13 protein-coding genes and 4 pseudogenes are annotated in these 13,934 nt (G+C 67.7%); 10 read left to right on the top strand and 7 right to left on the bottom strand.

Annotated features, from left to right (window positions below; all coding sequences use genetic code 11):
• The first annotated feature begins 306 nt into the window (after positions 1-306).
• Entirely contained in the window at positions 307-951 is a 645-nt protein-coding gene (locus ACFVYL_RS23990; protein WP_389719317.1) for a LysE family translocator, read from the top strand.
• 487 nt (positions 952-1,438) lie between these two features.
• Here ACFVYL_RS23990 and ACFVYL_RS23985 read toward each other — a convergent pair whose 3' ends face one another.
• A complete protein-coding gene (locus tag ACFVYL_RS23985) occupies positions 1,439-2,131 on the bottom strand; it encodes a haloalkane dehalogenase (protein ID WP_389719446.1) in 693 nt (230 codons plus the stop codon).
• 183 nt (positions 2,132-2,314) lie between these two features.
• Between ACFVYL_RS23985 and ACFVYL_RS23980 the strand changes: the two genes are divergently transcribed.
• Positions 2,315-2,797 carry a MarR family winged helix-turn-helix transcriptional regulator gene (locus ACFVYL_RS23980; protein WP_389719316.1) on the top strand — a complete coding sequence of 161 codons (483 nt, stop codon included), beginning with the start codon at positions 2,315-2,317 and terminating at the stop codon, positions 2,795-2,797.
• Positions 2,798-2,868: 71 nt separating this feature from the next.
• Here ACFVYL_RS23980 and ACFVYL_RS23975 read toward each other — a convergent pair whose 3' ends face one another.
• Positions 2,869-3,906, bottom strand: a complete 1,038-nt coding sequence (locus tag ACFVYL_RS23975; RefSeq protein ID WP_389719314.1) for a hypothetical protein — start codon at positions 3,904-3,906, stop codon at positions 2,869-2,871.
• Between the two features lie 479 nt (positions 3,907-4,385).
• On the opposite strand from ACFVYL_RS23975, the gene ACFVYL_RS23970 reads away from it, so the two are divergent.
• The 4 genes and pseudogenes from ACFVYL_RS23970 to ACFVYL_RS23955 all read left to right on the top strand — a co-directional run bounded on the left by ACFVYL_RS23970 (position 4,386) and on the right by ACFVYL_RS23955 (position 6,517).
• Entirely contained in the window at positions 4,386-4,730 is a 345-nt protein-coding gene (locus ACFVYL_RS23970) for a hypothetical protein (RefSeq protein ID WP_389719313.1), read from the top strand.
• Positions 4,731-4,769: 39 nt separating this feature from the next.
• Entirely contained in the window at positions 4,770-5,408 is a 639-nt protein-coding gene (locus tag ACFVYL_RS23965) for a hypothetical protein (RefSeq protein ID WP_389719312.1), read from the top strand.
• 257 nt (positions 5,409-5,665) lie between these two features.
• A pseudogene (locus ACFVYL_RS23960) lies at positions 5,666-5,908 on the top strand (DUF317 domain-containing protein); the annotation flags it as partial.
• A 126-nt stretch (positions 5,909-6,034) separates the two neighbouring features.
• On the top strand, positions 6,035-6,517 hold the full coding sequence (locus tag ACFVYL_RS23955) for a hypothetical protein (RefSeq protein ID WP_389719456.1): 483 nt from the start codon (positions 6,035-6,037) through the stop codon (positions 6,515-6,517).
• A gap of 488 nt (positions 6,518-7,005) precedes the next feature.
• On the opposite strand, the gene ACFVYL_RS23950 is transcribed toward ACFVYL_RS23955, so the two are convergent.
• A complete protein-coding gene (locus ACFVYL_RS23950) occupies positions 7,006-7,668 on the bottom strand; it encodes a TetR/AcrR family transcriptional regulator (RefSeq protein ID WP_389719310.1) in 663 nt (220 codons plus the stop codon).
• 171 nt (positions 7,669-7,839) lie between these two features.
• Here ACFVYL_RS23950 and ACFVYL_RS23945 point away from each other — a divergent pair, with 171 nt between their 5' ends.
• The 3 genes from ACFVYL_RS23945 (at position 7,840) to ACFVYL_RS23935 (ending at position 9,592) form a co-directional block, all read left to right on the top strand.
• Positions 7,840-8,958, top strand: a complete 1,119-nt coding sequence (locus ACFVYL_RS23945) for a serine hydrolase domain-containing protein (RefSeq protein WP_389719309.1) — start codon at positions 7,840-7,842, stop codon at positions 8,956-8,958.
• A 106-nt stretch (positions 8,959-9,064) separates the two neighbouring features.
• Positions 9,065-9,247: an alpha/beta hydrolase gene (locus ACFVYL_RS23940; protein WP_389719308.1), complete on the top strand. Its 183-nt coding sequence runs from the start codon at positions 9,065-9,067 to the stop codon at positions 9,245-9,247.
• A 33-nt stretch (positions 9,248-9,280) separates the two neighbouring features.
• Positions 9,281-9,592, top strand: a complete 312-nt coding sequence (locus tag ACFVYL_RS23935) for a cupin (RefSeq protein WP_389719306.1) — start codon at positions 9,281-9,283, stop codon at positions 9,590-9,592.
• A 428-nt stretch (positions 9,593-10,020) separates the two neighbouring features.
• Here ACFVYL_RS23935 and ACFVYL_RS23930 read toward each other — a convergent pair.
• A pseudogene (locus tag ACFVYL_RS23930) lies at positions 10,021-11,144 on the bottom strand (ATP-binding protein); the annotation flags it as partial.
• Between the two features lie 166 nt (positions 11,145-11,310).
• A pseudogene (locus ACFVYL_RS23925) lies at positions 11,311-11,682 on the bottom strand (transposase family protein); the annotation flags it as partial.
• Between the two features lie 639 nt (positions 11,683-12,321).
• Between ACFVYL_RS23925 and ACFVYL_RS23920 the strand changes: the two are divergent.
• Positions 12,322-12,647, top strand: a pseudogene (locus tag ACFVYL_RS23920) (transposase family protein); the annotation flags it as partial.
• Between the two features lie 67 nt (positions 12,648-12,714).
• Here ACFVYL_RS23920 and ACFVYL_RS23915 read toward each other — a convergent pair.
• Both ACFVYL_RS23915 and ACFVYL_RS23910 read right to left on the bottom strand, forming a co-directional pair.
• Positions 12,715-13,152: a hypothetical protein gene (locus ACFVYL_RS23915; protein WP_389719304.1), complete on the bottom strand. Its 438-nt coding sequence runs from the start codon at positions 13,150-13,152 to the stop codon at positions 12,715-12,717.
• Positions 13,153-13,168: 16 nt separating this feature from the next.
• Complete coding sequence (locus ACFVYL_RS23910; protein WP_389719302.1) at positions 13,169-13,891, bottom strand: peptidase inhibitor family I36 protein; 723 nt, start codon at positions 13,889-13,891, stop codon at positions 13,169-13,171.
• Between the last annotated feature and the right edge of the window lie 43 nt (positions 13,892-13,934).

Below are 13,934 nucleotides of genomic sequence, written 5' to 3'. Positions count from 1 at the left end.
CCTCGGGCCGCGGAACGGGAGCCCCCGCTCCCGGGGATGGAGATCCAGGGGTTCGCGGACGGCCGGCTCGCCGATGTCGTCGTCCTGGCCATTGTGTTCGGCGAGCCGACTGGTGGGGTCAGCCTCGTTGCAGGGTGCGGGCTCACCTTGATGTCAGGCCGGCAACAGGGTGCATAAGGATACCGAGCGGCGAAGCCATATGCTGAGCCGGACGAGGCAGGCGCAGCTCGTTCTGTGGCCATGCCCTTTGTAACCGGGTGACCCTGCTTCGTAGGGGCTTCCCGGCGAACTATCGGAGGTCGACCGGTGATCACTCTGACCGCAGCCGGAGGAGTGGCCCTCATCGAACTGGGCATGGCGTTGACTCCCGGGCCGAACATGATTCACCTCGCCTCCCGGGCGATCACCCAAGGCCGAAGGGCGGGTCTGGTGAGCCTCAGTGGGACCGCCGTGGGGTTCGTGTGCTACCTACTGGCCGCGGCTGCGGGCCTGTCCGCGTTGTTCGCCGCGGTGCCGGTGGCATTCACGGTGGTCAAGCTGGCCGGGGCCGCCTATCTGGCGTACCTCGCCTGGGACATGCTCAAGCCTGGGGGGCGTTCGCCCTTCGCCCCGGCCCAGGACCTGCCTCCGGTTTCCGACGCCCGCCTGTTCTCGATGGGGCTGCTGACCAACCTGCTCAACCCCAAGATCGCTCTCATGTATGCCGCACTACTGCCCCAGTTCCTGGACCCGCAGGCCGGCCCGGCCTGGGGGCAATTGCTTCAGCTCGGTGCCGTGCAGATCATCGTGGGAGTCTCTGTCAACGCTCTCATCATGCTGGGCGCAGCGCGCATGTCGAAGTCTCTGGCCACCCGACCCCGCGTCCTGACCGCCCAGCGGTTCACGGCAGGCGGCCTCCTTGGCGTCTTCGCTCTGCACACCGCACTGTCCCGCACCGCTGCCTCCACCTGAGCCGGCCCCAGGATCCCGACGAGCCCAGCGGCGCGCCTGCGAGGGCGCGGTTGGCCGTTCCGATCAGAGCGCACTTCGCCCGCGTGCGTCAGATTCCCGCATCTCACGCACACAGGGCACGCAATGCATGCGTGCGATCTGCCCTGCTTCGCCCGCGCAAGTCGCTGACCTGCAACCACTTTCACGTGTTTCTGTTCCACATGTTTCGCGATGACCCATCACGTCGAGTGTGTCGCGATCCTTGAACCCGCCGGGAAGGGGCGCTGACCTGCGGTTTCGCCTGGTGTGCATTATGGGTGTTGTGTGCGTTACGGGCGATATCTTGACGCGCGAGCGACGCACGTGATGCACGTATGGCGCACGGTCACGGCGGTTTCTGATGGAGCGGCAGGCGCATGGAAGCCGCCCCCTGCTAACCAGGTCATCTGGGAGCCAGGGGCGGCTTTCATGTGTTCAGCGAGAGCTTCGGCGCGGACCGTTGTGGCGGTCAGGGTGTTGGCCGAGCCGGTCCGCAGTGCCGGGTTTCCAGCGCGGCAATGTTCGCCGCGCACCATTCGGCTATCTCTTTGCCGATCAGCAAGGTGGGCGAGGAATCGAAGGTGAGGAGCAACTTGGGGGCCTTGCCGCTGTCTGCCAGCCATTTGACGTACTGTTCGGCCCGTTTGGCGACATCGGTCGGCTGTCCGTCCAGCGGTAGCGAGCGTGCCCACTCCAGCACCGGGCGGCGGCTTTCCCGAGTCGGGTACGGCGTCCGGTAGACCTGCATGTCCGCCTCGCTGACTGGGTTCAGCACGCCACCGGTGAAGGCCGACTCCAGGAAGACGTTTTGATCCAGCACCAGCGTCTCGCCCTGGGGTCCGCGCATGGCCTGGGCGCGCGAGCGCGGTCCGTCGCCCAGCTCGCTCCAGGACATCGGCCGAACAATGGTTTCGAAGAAGGCCATACCGCGGATCCGGTCAGGGTGGCGAGTCGCCCAGTCGAAGGCGAGTGCGCCGCCCCAGTCGTGGCCGACGAGCACCACCCCGTCCAGGCCCAGCTGGTCGAACCAGTCGTCCAGGCAGCGGGCGTGGTCAGTGAACCGGTACAGCACGTTGGGCTTGCCGGAGCGGCCCATGCCGATCAAGTCCGGGGCGAGCAGGCGGGCGGGCAGGTCGATTTCGGGCAGCACCTTGCGCCACAGGTGGGATGAGCTCGGGTTGCCGTGCAGAAAGACGAGGGGGATGCCGCTGCCGGCCTCTTCTAGAACATCGTCGAGTCCAGCACGTTCGCCACCGGCATGGCATCCCCCAATTGGTTCGTCACACTAACATTCCATGGCCGGGCAGAGTATTTTGTTAGTGTGACTAACGCAAGGGATGCGGGCATGAGCAACTACATGCCCGACACGGCTCGCTCGGCCGACCGGCAGGCCACTGCCGCGCGGCTGCGGAATCTGCGGACCCGGCTCCTGTCACTGGCCGCGATCCAATCGGACCGTCTAGTGAACGAGAAGCTGGTGCGGGCGGATGCCCGCAAGTGGCATTACGCGGTACTCGCCACGCTGGACGAGTTCGGACCCGCAAGCCAGGCAGAACTGGTCTCCCACACCGGGATCTACCGCAGTGACATGGTCACGGTCATCAACGAGTTGGCCGACCGCGAACTGGTGGAACGCTCGCCCAACCCCGCCGACCGCCGGCAGAACGTCATTACCCTCACCCGGCAGGGCCACCGCCAACTGCTGAAGCTCGACAAACTGCTGACCCAAGCGGAGAGCGAGGTGCTTGCGCCACTTACACCGTCGGAACGCGAGCAGCTGGCGCGGCTCCTCGCTGTCCTTGTGCACCACCACGGCCAGGACGTATGAACGAGCTGCGGCCCTCACCCGGATCGAAGCGGTGCACGGACCTACGCATCCCTGTGTCCGCCCACCCGTACTCAAGGACGCACGTCAAGCCGTACACCGGTATTCCCCTTCTTCTCCCGCTCGTCGGCCTCGTCTTCGGCTCGGGCGGCGAGGTATTCGGCCCAGTCGCGTCTGGCGTAGGTGACCCAGCGGAGGGCGGTGTGGCGGTGCATCCCGGTCACGTCGGCGAGGATCGGGCTGGGGAGATCAGCAGCGAGAGCGGCCAGCGCCCCGTTGCGCGCGGTGCGAACCGGGATGCCGTGCCGGTTGAGCTTCTGAGCCATGCCGTGCGTCGAGATCGGCTTGCCCGGGACCATGCCCGGGAAGAGCCACGGAGGACCTGAATGGGCTCGCGAGAGTTGCGGCCGCAGTTGGGGCTGTTCGGCAAGTTGCCGAACAAGCTCGGCGAGCCGTGGAGGCAGCAGGACGGGGTGGCGGCCCAGGACCAGGTGGGCGTGCTTGTCACCGAACTTGAGGTGTCCAGGCGTCAGGTGGCAAAGACGTTCGGTGGACAGGCCGAACAACAAGGTGATCGCGCCGCCGGCCCGCACGTCCGTCGGCAGGGCATCGTCGGCCAGACAGCGTTGAAGGAGCCGCCAGCGAGCGTCGTCGAGCAAGTCCTGAGGCTCCTGGCTCGGGATGGAGGGGACGGTCAGTTCGCGGGTGAGCCGGCGGCTCGTGGCCCATTTCAGGAAGTAGCGGATCAGGTAGCGCCGCTGGCTGGTGGCTCCGGCGATCCAGCCGTCGATGTGCTCCTGGGCGAGCGTGTTGAGGGTCAGGCCGCGTTGGTCCATCCAGACCAGGAAGTCCAGGGCGACGCTGACGCGGCGCCGCAGATCGCGGTCGGCGGAGGCGGGGTGGCGGCGCGTGGTGGCCCGCTGGCGGGCGCGCCGGAGCAGGAACCAGTGCAGGAACGGGCGGGCGAGGTTGGCGTGCGCGGCCGGCTTGTCGGCGAGTTCGTGCTCCAGCCAGCCCGATATGCGTTCGAGGTTTCCTGCGTTCTTCCAAGGCTCCGGTGTGGACGAGGAGTTGGCGGATGTAGCGTTGGTTCCGGCTGGGCGGGAGCTCATCCAGCAGCTCGTGGCTGAGCTCGTGCCCTTCGGAACGCCAGCCGGGCGAGGAGCTTGGTGTTCGGGCTCTCCTTGAGCCACTGGATGGCGGGGAACGGTGAGGGAGCGTCCGCCAGCGGTTCCAGCTGTGGGGTGACCGTGCCGTCGGGCCCGGCCAGCAGGGCGCGTGCAGGCCGTCAATCCCGAACACGCCTGCAGGCAACACGGCCGGAACTACGTCGTGCGCACCTACTTCCGCGGGCCTGCCAAGCACACGTTGCACACGTTGCGCTGTGGCACCCGCACGTGGGGCTGGAAGCACATCAAGAGGAGGCACGGCTGGAACAGCACGATGGATAGGAGGACCAGCGCCGCCATATGGTCCGGCAAGTGGAACGGGGGCGGGCACTCGACCTAGAGCGATTCCTGCCCTAGCCGTGAGGTGTGGCGTGCTGCTAGTGACTAACGTGGGCTGTCCGTAGGCGAGATGAGAGGTCCACATGGTGGCTCACACGTCGGCTGAGCGCGTCCTGGCCGACTCATTCACCTCCGATGACGGCGCGACCAGGTTCAATGTCACCGACCTGACGGTGGATTACCACCCGGACCGCAGCATCACGTTGACCTACCGGCTCAGCGTCGCACGCGAGGGCCAAGCCGACGAGTGCTGGGTGTTCACACTGCCATGGAGCGACAAATCCTTCGCAGACGTGTTCACCGCGCCTACCCCCGATCCTGAGCGTCTTCGCCAACTGGTCCAGCTGGTGCGCGGCCTCATGGGCGACTGGTGGGACCTCAAGAGGTCCAACCGCCACTTCGCGAAGATGGGACACCGGTGTCCCTGAGTGGGGGCACCGTCCGAATTGGGTAAACCAATGACATCCATGCACGACGAAATCGTGGAGCAGCAGGCGGATATCACCCGCCTGCTGCTCCACCATGTCCATGCGCCAGTCACCGGGACACACTTCATCCGGGGCATCCTGCCCATATCTGCGCCCTCTGCGGTCATCCGCGTTGTTTTGGGTGAAGCGGGCGCTTACACGCCGGACGAGTTGATCGCCTACGAGATCCCTCTGCAATGGGACGACGAACCAGCGACGGCGCAGGACATTACGGCGGTTCTGCGCACCCTCGTCACGGGCACCCACATTTACTCAAGTGATCACATCACCCAGGTGATGGGCATGGCCCTCGTCCGCGTAGAACCCTCAGCCCTGGACACACCGGGCCCCACCACGGATGACCGCGCCCTCGGAATCCTGCGCTGCTTCACTCAGCCATACACGGAAGAGAAGCCGAGCCTTCTGCTGCGCGGGTTCTGCTTGCTGGACGAGGACCGACTACGTCTTTACCTCCACGCCGCAGAGGCCCCCGAGGCCGTCGCCGTCGATGTGCGCCCTTCAAACGCCACCACCGCCTGGCTTGCATCCCTGCCGTCGCTGCTCGACGAGGAGCAGTACTGGACAGAGGATGACTCCGATCCACACTGCACCCGCGTCGTGAACCTCACCGGCTGGTAGCCCAGACGGTGCTGGGGCGGGCTGCGGCTTGGCCTACTCCGCGGGGTCCTCGTCAGCGTCCGCGACCTGGCCGGTGGCTTTGGCGTGCGCAGTGACGGCGGCTGGAAGACGACACCAGTGCGCGATGGTGTCACCGCAGCGGTCGGTCGGGCTGTAGGGACAGGTGACGCGGTTGGCGACCTCCGCGAGAAACCGGTCCTGCTCGGCCCCTGTCTGGTGCCGGTGCAGGCTGCGGTGCAGGGTGCCACTGACCAGCCGACCTGTTCAAGGCCGAGTTCTTCCACCTCGTCGTGGACGACCGCGCCGACGTCCACATCAGCAGCAAGGACGGCCGCTTCTACCTCAGATGATTCCCACTCGGCCGCCCCGGCGCCGACGGCGACGGCTGGACCCTCGCCGTCACCGGCACCGCCAAGGTCCCCGGCTACCGGATCCGCTTCGACACCGAAACGTCGGCAGAGATCGTCGCTGCCACGGTCCAGCGCCTCCTGGCCACCACCACTCCCGGCCTCTGTGAACCGACCGCAGCCCCTGCGCGGATCAGAGCCGCTGCTCACCTACGACACGTACCCTGCCCTCGGCCCCTGCGGGGGCGCCCGCTATTGCCTGGAGATGCGCCGCAGTTCGTGCCGATCCTGCGCGCGCACATCAAGCGGTTCGGCGTGGCGTCGGACGGGCGGCTCTTCCGGAACCAGGCCGGCAACTACGTGGACGCGTCCGCGTATGGCATTACGTGGGCGCGTGCACGGAAGCATGTCCTGACCCGCACGGAACTCGCCGCCGGTCTGGCCAAGCGGCCCTACGATCTCCGGCACGCCGGGATCTCGTTCTGGCTGTACTCCGGTGTGGACCCCGCCGAATGCGCTCGCCGCGCGGGCCAGAGCATCGAGGTCCTCTTCCGGCACTACGCAAAGTTCCTGGACGGCGTCCGGGAGCAGGCCAACCGGCTGATTGAGCAGTCCATGCAGGAGTGGGACCGCGTCAGCCTGGGCGGGGCACCTACGGGGCGAGTGGGGTTTCGGTCCGTGACTGGTCCGGAAAAGCTGGTCAGAAGCGGGATAGCGGTGGGAGGAACGGGGAGTTACGCCGTAAATCGGGCCCTGCTCTGAGCGGGCCGAGCAGAAGGCGCCTGACCGGCAAAAGCCCAGGTCAGGCGCCTTTTTTCGTGCGTCTAGAAGAAGCCGAGCTTCTTCGGCGAATACGAGACAAGGAGGTTCTTCGCCTGTTGGTGGTACAGGCTCGTCTCAGCCTCTGGCCTGTGGCTATGGGCGGAATGGTGTCTGCTGAGCCGAGCTGGTCGCGCCTGGTCCGGATCTTGGCCCGTGGCCTGGGGCGTTGGCGTGCCAGGCCCGGGGCCCGGGGTGAGGCGGACGCCACCGCTCTGGTGCAGGACCGGCGGGCGCTCTGCATCGGTGCCCCCAGCGCCCTCCCGATCAAGCTGAACGACTGCCCCTCGCGCCGGCGCCTCCAGGTCTCATCCTGTCGAGCTGGCGAAAACCCGTAGTCACGCACCTGTGCCCCCACGATCACATGATCGTCCGTGGGTGGGGCGTTGACCACTTGAGGGTGCCGTCGTTTGCCGACACTTAGGAGCCGCTCAGCTAGCACGGGAGGTTACGGCCTCGATGTGGGCGAGTTGGGCGGTGATGATCTCTTCGAAAGCGGCCCTGCGATCCACCCCGAGGGGGCGGACATCTCGGGCGAAGTGCGCCAGCGTCGGGAAGCGTTCGGGGTCGGCCCCCATAACCGCCACACGGAACAGCTCCATGCCCTGTTCGTACTCTTCGGGCGTGACGGTGCTTACCCCGGCTTCGGAGGCGATCAACGCAGCGATGAGGACCGCGATCCGGTGGTAGCGCGTCGGGATCTCCTCATCGGACAGTCCCGCAGCGCGCAGTGCCTGCAGCACCTCCTCCATGACCAGCCGAGAACCGGTGCCGCTCGACGCATAGCGCCCCCACACCGCGGCGAGTTGGGGCTGCTGACCGAACGCCTCTCTCACCTTGAGGGCCAGGGCCATGATGCGCCGCTTCCAGTCGCCCTCGGGGTGGTGGTCCTCCATGACGGCCAGAAGAATCCTGTCGGCGACCGCGCGCAACAGTTCGGTCTTGTTGCGGAAGTGCCGGTAGAGGCTGGAGGAATCGGTCCCGAGGGCTGCAGCCAGCTTGCGCACGCTGAAGGAATCCGCGTCGCTCGTGCGCAGCAACTCCTCCGCCGCGTCCAGGATCTCATCGGTCGACCAACGCCTGCGGCCTGCCATCTTGCTCCTTTCGCTGGGCCTCATTCTACCTGTGCACTTGGCGTTGCACGCACCGCGTGCATAATGAGTGCATGAGCGTGCCGGGAGGGCCGGCACGCCACTCGTGCCCTGTTGCCCGGGCCGGGCGAACGACGCGGCGCTCGCCCCGGGGAATTCGAAAGGACGCATGACGTGAAGAACCCACTGGACGGCGCGGCACTGGACGCGGCCGTCGAAAACGTCCACCGTGCCGGGATGCCCGGCCTGTTCGCCGAGGTGCGGGACGGCGACGAGGTCTGGCGCGGCGCCGCCGGGGTCGCCGACGTGGTCACCGGCCATCCCGTCACCGCCGACATGCGCCACCGCGTCGGCAGCATCACCAAGACCTTCACCGCCGCCGCGATCCTGCAGCAGGTCGAGTGCGGCGCGATCGGCCTCGACACACCGATCGGCCAGTACCTCCCGAAGCTGGTTCCCGGAGAACGCGGTGAGGCCATCACGGTCCGGATGCTGATCAACCACACCAGCGGCCTCGCCGAGTACCTCCCGTACGCCTATCCCTCCCTCAAGGCGTTCCCCGACCTCGCCGACGCTGGGCCCCAGAGCCTGGAGGACCACCGGTTCACGCGGTTCGACCCCGTCGACCTGATCGAGAGGGGAGTCACCGCGCCTGCCGTCGGCACACCGGGCGGCACCCCGGGGGTGTACTCCAACACCAACTACCTGCTCCTCGTCCAACTGCTGGAACAGGTCACCGGCACCACCGCCGAGCGGTACATCACCCGCGCCGTCATCGAGCGCGCCGGGCTCCGCGACACCGAACTTCCCACTGGGCCCTACGTCGACGGGCCGCATTCGAAGCTCTACGAGGCGTGGTTCGGAATGATCGATCCGCCGCGCGACTACAGTGTCTACGACATGTCATGGGTAGGGCCTTCGGCCTCCCTGATATCGACCGTCACGGACCTCAACCAGTTCTTCCGCGCGCTGCTGGCCGGGAAGATCGTCAGCGCGACCTCGCTGGCGCAGATGCAGCACACCGTCCCGGTCGTCTCCCAAGAGGGGAAGACGATCGACTACGGCCTCGGCCTGCACCCGATGCAGGGGCCCGGCCAGGCCATCTTCTGGGGCCATGGCGGCACGGTCTGGGGCGGCGGCGCACTGGCCATGATCCGTGCCGACGGCCGGCGGCAGATGTCGGTCGCGGTAAACCTCCAGAGGTGGAACAGGCTCGACTCCGCCGGCAGGCCGCAGCCGCATCCCATCGACGACGCGCTCGCGGCTCTCTTCCGCGTGGCGATGTACGGCTGACCGGGCTGGAGGGTGTCTGCCAGGGCCGGGGGCAGGGCACCGTGCGCCACCCCGGCCGGGGCCGACGGCCTGTCCAACTCCCCCCGGCCTACACCGCCACGCCGAGTTGGACCCGCTCCGCGGCGAGGGCATCACCTACGCGCTCCGCATGCTGCAGGCATGCGTCTCGGTCGAACTGAACCAGTGGCCGGGCACCTTCCATGGCTCACTGGCGGTCATGTCCGCCGAAGTGTCTCAGCGGCAGCTCGCCGAACTCACCGCCGCCCTGCGCCGCGCCCTGGCCGAGTGAGACGGCCGGCCGTGCCCACGCGCCGAGCAGCCCGTGTTCGACTTTGAGTGGGACGGCTGGCAGTTGATGGCCTTTCATGTGGAGACTGACGCGGACGTCCACGGCGACCATTGGGAAGTCCACTTGGCCGCGGACGAACTCGTGTCCTGCCTCACCGGCGGGATACGTCTCTGCTTCCGCCCGGAGCAGCCGGGAGGGAAGGAGGAGGAGATTAAGCTGGTGGCCGGAAGGGCGGCCATCGTTCCGCGCGGGCGATGGCACCGCATCGCACTGGACGGCCTCAGCGACATCATGTCCGTTACCCTGCCGCGTGGTAGCCGCCTGGAGAGGCGGACCGAAGGCTAGCCAGGCCTCACATCCGTTCCACGTCAACAATGAGGCTCGGCACCGCCCGCCGCTGATGTCCGCGCCCACCCATCGCCCACCAGCCTCGCCGAGCGCGCGACCGTGGAAGTGGACCAGAGCCCAAGCTCAGGTTCTGGCTCAACTTCTGTGAAGCTACGCTGTCCGCGCTCATGCTCGCTTCGGAGAACGGACTGACCTGCTGGTAACAGGCGTTCAGCGTCTGGTGCACCAGTCGTCGAGCTGTCACCACGGAAGTTGAGTCAGAACCCAAGCTCGCCGACTGCTCCACCCGCATCATCTACCCCCAGGAGACCGACCAACTCATCGTCTTCGGCCTGTTGGCCTTGTTCATGAGCACACGAACAAATCGCCGATCTCGAAGCCTCGGAAGCCGGAGACCGTCATCACCGACACAGCGTCGTACTCCGAAGCAGGCCCTCGGCGAGGGCTCGTCCACGGGATCCGGCGTCGCCGGCGGTGAGCAGGTCGGACAGACGGTGGATCACCATGAGGTTGGCGATGCCCAGGCCGCGGCTGAGCTTCCACTGGGACTGCATGCGTGCGAGTAGTCCCGGGTGGCGCATCAGGCGCCAGACTTCGTCGTGGACGATCCAGCGCCGGCCGACGCCCGGGTCGGAGAGCGCGGATTCCACCCAGGCTGACGCGCACGTCATCGCGAGGACGAGGGCAGTGTCGTCGCCGGATCCGCCCAATCGTGGCAGGTCGATGGTGAGCATCGGGCTGTTGGGGTCGAACGCCTCGGTGGAGGGGGCGCGTCGAACATGCCGGCGAGGTCGCCGTGCACCAGGCGGCGCATGGCGTGGGCGAGGTCGCGCGAGGCGTCGACGAGGCGGCCGGACGTCAGGCCGCCCGCGGCATCGAGGTCGTCGGGGCTGTTGAGCATGGTGGCGATGTCGCCGAGCAGTGGGGTGCGGCCGGTGGCCACAGCACGGGTGACCACGGCGTCCAGGGCGACGTCGAGTCCGGTGTGCTCCATCGGCAGCAGGTCCCGCCCGAGTACGGTGCGAGCCAGTGAACCGAGCAGCAGCAGGCGCCGTTTGCGGATCTCGCTCGCCCAGTCCGTCTCGGAGACCGACGGCGGGCGCGGAGCTGCGTCCAGGGGATTGAGCTTGCCCGGCAGCCCGGGGCCGAGCGCGATGGAGGTGCCGCCGAGCGCGGCGGCCACCGGCGGCCATTCTCCCTTGGGGCCACACGGCACGTACACGCGGTAGCCGAAGGCTGCCGACCGCAGGGCGAAGGACTTTGCCAGGGCGCTCTTGCCCTGGCCGATCACGCCGGCCAACAGGACGTTGGGGTTCGTGAAGCCTTCGATCTTGCCGTACAGGGCGAACGGGTCGAAGCAGAAATTCGCTTCGGCGTGGACGTCGCGGCCGATGTAGATGCCCTCAGCGCCGAGGCCACCTTCGGCGAGGAAGGGGTAGGCGCCCGCGACGGTCGCGGTGGTCATGCGGTGCGCGGGCAGTTTCAGTTTGCCGCCGCGGGCGGAGGCGGGGCCGGGGCGACCGCCGGGTGGGAAGAGGGGGAGCGGCATCTCCTCGGACGCCACCAAACCTCCTCTGGCGCCTGCGGCTCACCCACCCGCAGAGCACCCAGATCTGGGCGAGCACCGCACGCTGTTCGACCCCGACCGTGCCTTCGCACAAGCCATGGATCTAGCTGCCTGAGCGCCTACTTGCCCCGCCAGCGACATGAGATGTCTTCGACTGGTCGGCCACCGTACGGTCGCGGGTGGGCACCAGGGTGCCGTCCGCGATGAGCACGGTGTCCTTGCGGAACTGCTTTTGGGGCTTGAACGCGAGCAGGGGGCCGAGGTGGTTGATGATGCGGTCGGCCGCGGACTTCGAGACACCGAACAGCGGGGTGAGCCGGCGCAGGGTCAAGGTGGTGCGCCAGTACCCCGCGACCAGCATCACCTGCTCCTCCAACGGCAAACCCCATGGTCGGCCCCGCCGGGCCGAGTCCGCCCCTTCACGGCGCAGTGCGCTCACCAACTTGCCAGAGCAGCGCGGGCTCAGCCCGGTGAACGGGGCTGTCCAGGACGGCTGCGACGCCGTGATCACACCAGCCACGCCGTGATCATTTCACTGCGGCGGAGCGGGCAGAAGGCCGTCATCCGCCCTCCTCGCCGTCGGCGAGACGGCGACGCCACCACAGATCAGAGCGCCACTGTCGCTGATGGGCGAATGGATCGGGCAAGCTGCGCCCGAGGTATGCGGCGTCCAGGAACACCACGTGGCGTTTCAGCTCCAGGCGAGGTCGGGGAGGCAGCTCCTGAAGGACCTGTTCCAGTACGTCGCGTGCATGCCGCACGTCGTCGAAGGAACAACCACGGCATGAGCACCGCGCGTACCGCGGATAGAGAGGGCCGCATCCCTGCGGTGCCAGGAACTCTTGATACCGCCGCAACGCGCGTTCAGTGGCGCCGGGGTAGACGTAGTAGTCGCCGGAACGCCACTCCACCCGATGTATCGCAAGGCTGGTGGGGGCAGAGAGGCCGTGGATCCGGTCGGAGGACAGGGCCTCCCAGATACGTGGGCCACATCGTTCGGCGCGCAGGGCGCCTGGCCGTCTACGCGGCATCGGCCTTTCGGTGTGCAGTCATGGAGGTCATCATGCCAGCCTCCACGCCCCTGCCATCGCCGGGCGGGAATAGCGGGACGGACCTTAAAGGGTGTTGCACAAGGCTGTGAACTGGGTATTTCCCTTGTATGGCTGGGGTGTTGAGTGCTGAACGGGTGGGGTGGAGACGTTCACCGGGCTGCGGGTGACGCAGTTCGCACGGCTGCTGCGGGCGGTGCGGGAGCGCGGTGGCAACGGCACGATGCAGGGTCGGCCGCGGAGCCTGCCGCTGGCGGAACGGGTGCTGCTGGTCGCGGCGTACTACCGGACGAATCTGACCATGCGGCAGCTGGGGCCCCTGTTCGGCGTCTCCTCCGCCACCGTGTGCCGGGTGATCCAGAGGCTCGGGCCGCTGGTGGCGCTCGAGCCCGTCTCCCGGCCGGCGGATGCCGCCGACCGGCTGTGGATCGTGGACGCACTCTGAGGCACGGCGCACTGGGCGCGCCGTGCCCCGACTCTGCATCAGCTCCGAACTCCTCGGCTTAGAACTCCTCGTTGGTGACGAGGGCGTTGCCGAAGACGTCGTACACCGAGACGTAGCCCTCCTTGGAGTCCTTCCAGTCGTCGAAGGCCGCGGCGAGCGCGCGTGCGGTGGCCATGGGCTCCTTGACCGGCGTCGTCCCACCGTTGATGTCGGTGGAGATGTAGGCGTTGCCGGTTTTGTCGTCCCACTCGCCGATGACGTGCCGTACGCGGGACACCGCCTTCTTCTGCTTCTGGGTGCCGTTGGCCTCGACCCACGCGCGGAAGTCGTCGGCGTTCTTCCTCGACTGCTTCTTGTCGGCGTCGGGCGGCAGGGTCTCCTGCTCGGTGGCGGTGCCCTGGGCCGTCGTGTCGGTCCACTCGCAGCCACTCGTGAGGCTGATGGCGACGCACGCGCCGAGGGCGAGCGCCGCGGATCGGATCAGCCGTGGGCGCATCACGCGCTCCTCCCTCTCAGAACTTGATCGCGTCGGCCTTGTCGTTCCAGTTACCACCGTAAGCGTAGGAAATCTTCTTGAAGTTCGGGTACCGGGTGTATCCGGCCCCGAGGAAGAGGTGCGGGTCGGGCATGCCGGTGCGGAAGTCGTACAGCTCCACACCGCGCTGGGGGCGGTTGACGTACGCGGAGGACGCCTTGTCCCGGAAGCTCGGGCTGTACTGGTCCAGGTGGCGGGTCTTCGCGGTGTCGTACGTCGGCCACTGCAGGCGACGGCCCTTGAAGTCCGCGTCCTGCCACAGGCACACCCAGCTCTTGGGGCAGTCCAGCCAGCTGCTGCGCAGGGCGGTGGCGGCCGGCGCCGCCTTCGGGGCGCTCTGGGCGGCCGCGCCCTCGCGCGCCTGCGGAGTCGGCGCGTGCTCGGCGAGGTAGGCGTCGGCCTCGGCCTGGTCGTCGAAGCACTCCATCGTGCCGTCCTGCGAGACCTCGGCGCAGACCTGCGCGCCGCCGAGGTCGTCGGACCGGGAGTCGATCTTCTCGCCGTGGTAGTACATCTCGACCTTCGGCGCGTGCTCCACCGCCTGGTGGACCTGCGCCTCCTCTTCGGCGGTCGCGGTGCCGGAGACGGCGCCGGGCACCTCGGGGAGGGAGCTGTCGGCGAAGGCCGGAGCGGCGGTGATGCCTGCGGTCGCGAGGGCGAGGGCGGCGGCGGCCATGGTGGTGCGGGCGCTGAAGTGCACGGGTGTTCCCCAGAAAGACGTCATGTTCGAGCGGACCCACGGA

It is taken from the genome of Streptomyces sp. NPDC058308, assembly GCF_042880275.1.
Classification (GTDB): domain Bacteria; phylum Actinomycetota; class Actinomycetes; order Streptomycetales; family Streptomycetaceae; genus Streptomyces.
The sequence above is the reverse complement of the archived record's forward strand: the minus strand, read 5'-3'. Positions and strand labels throughout refer to the sequence as shown.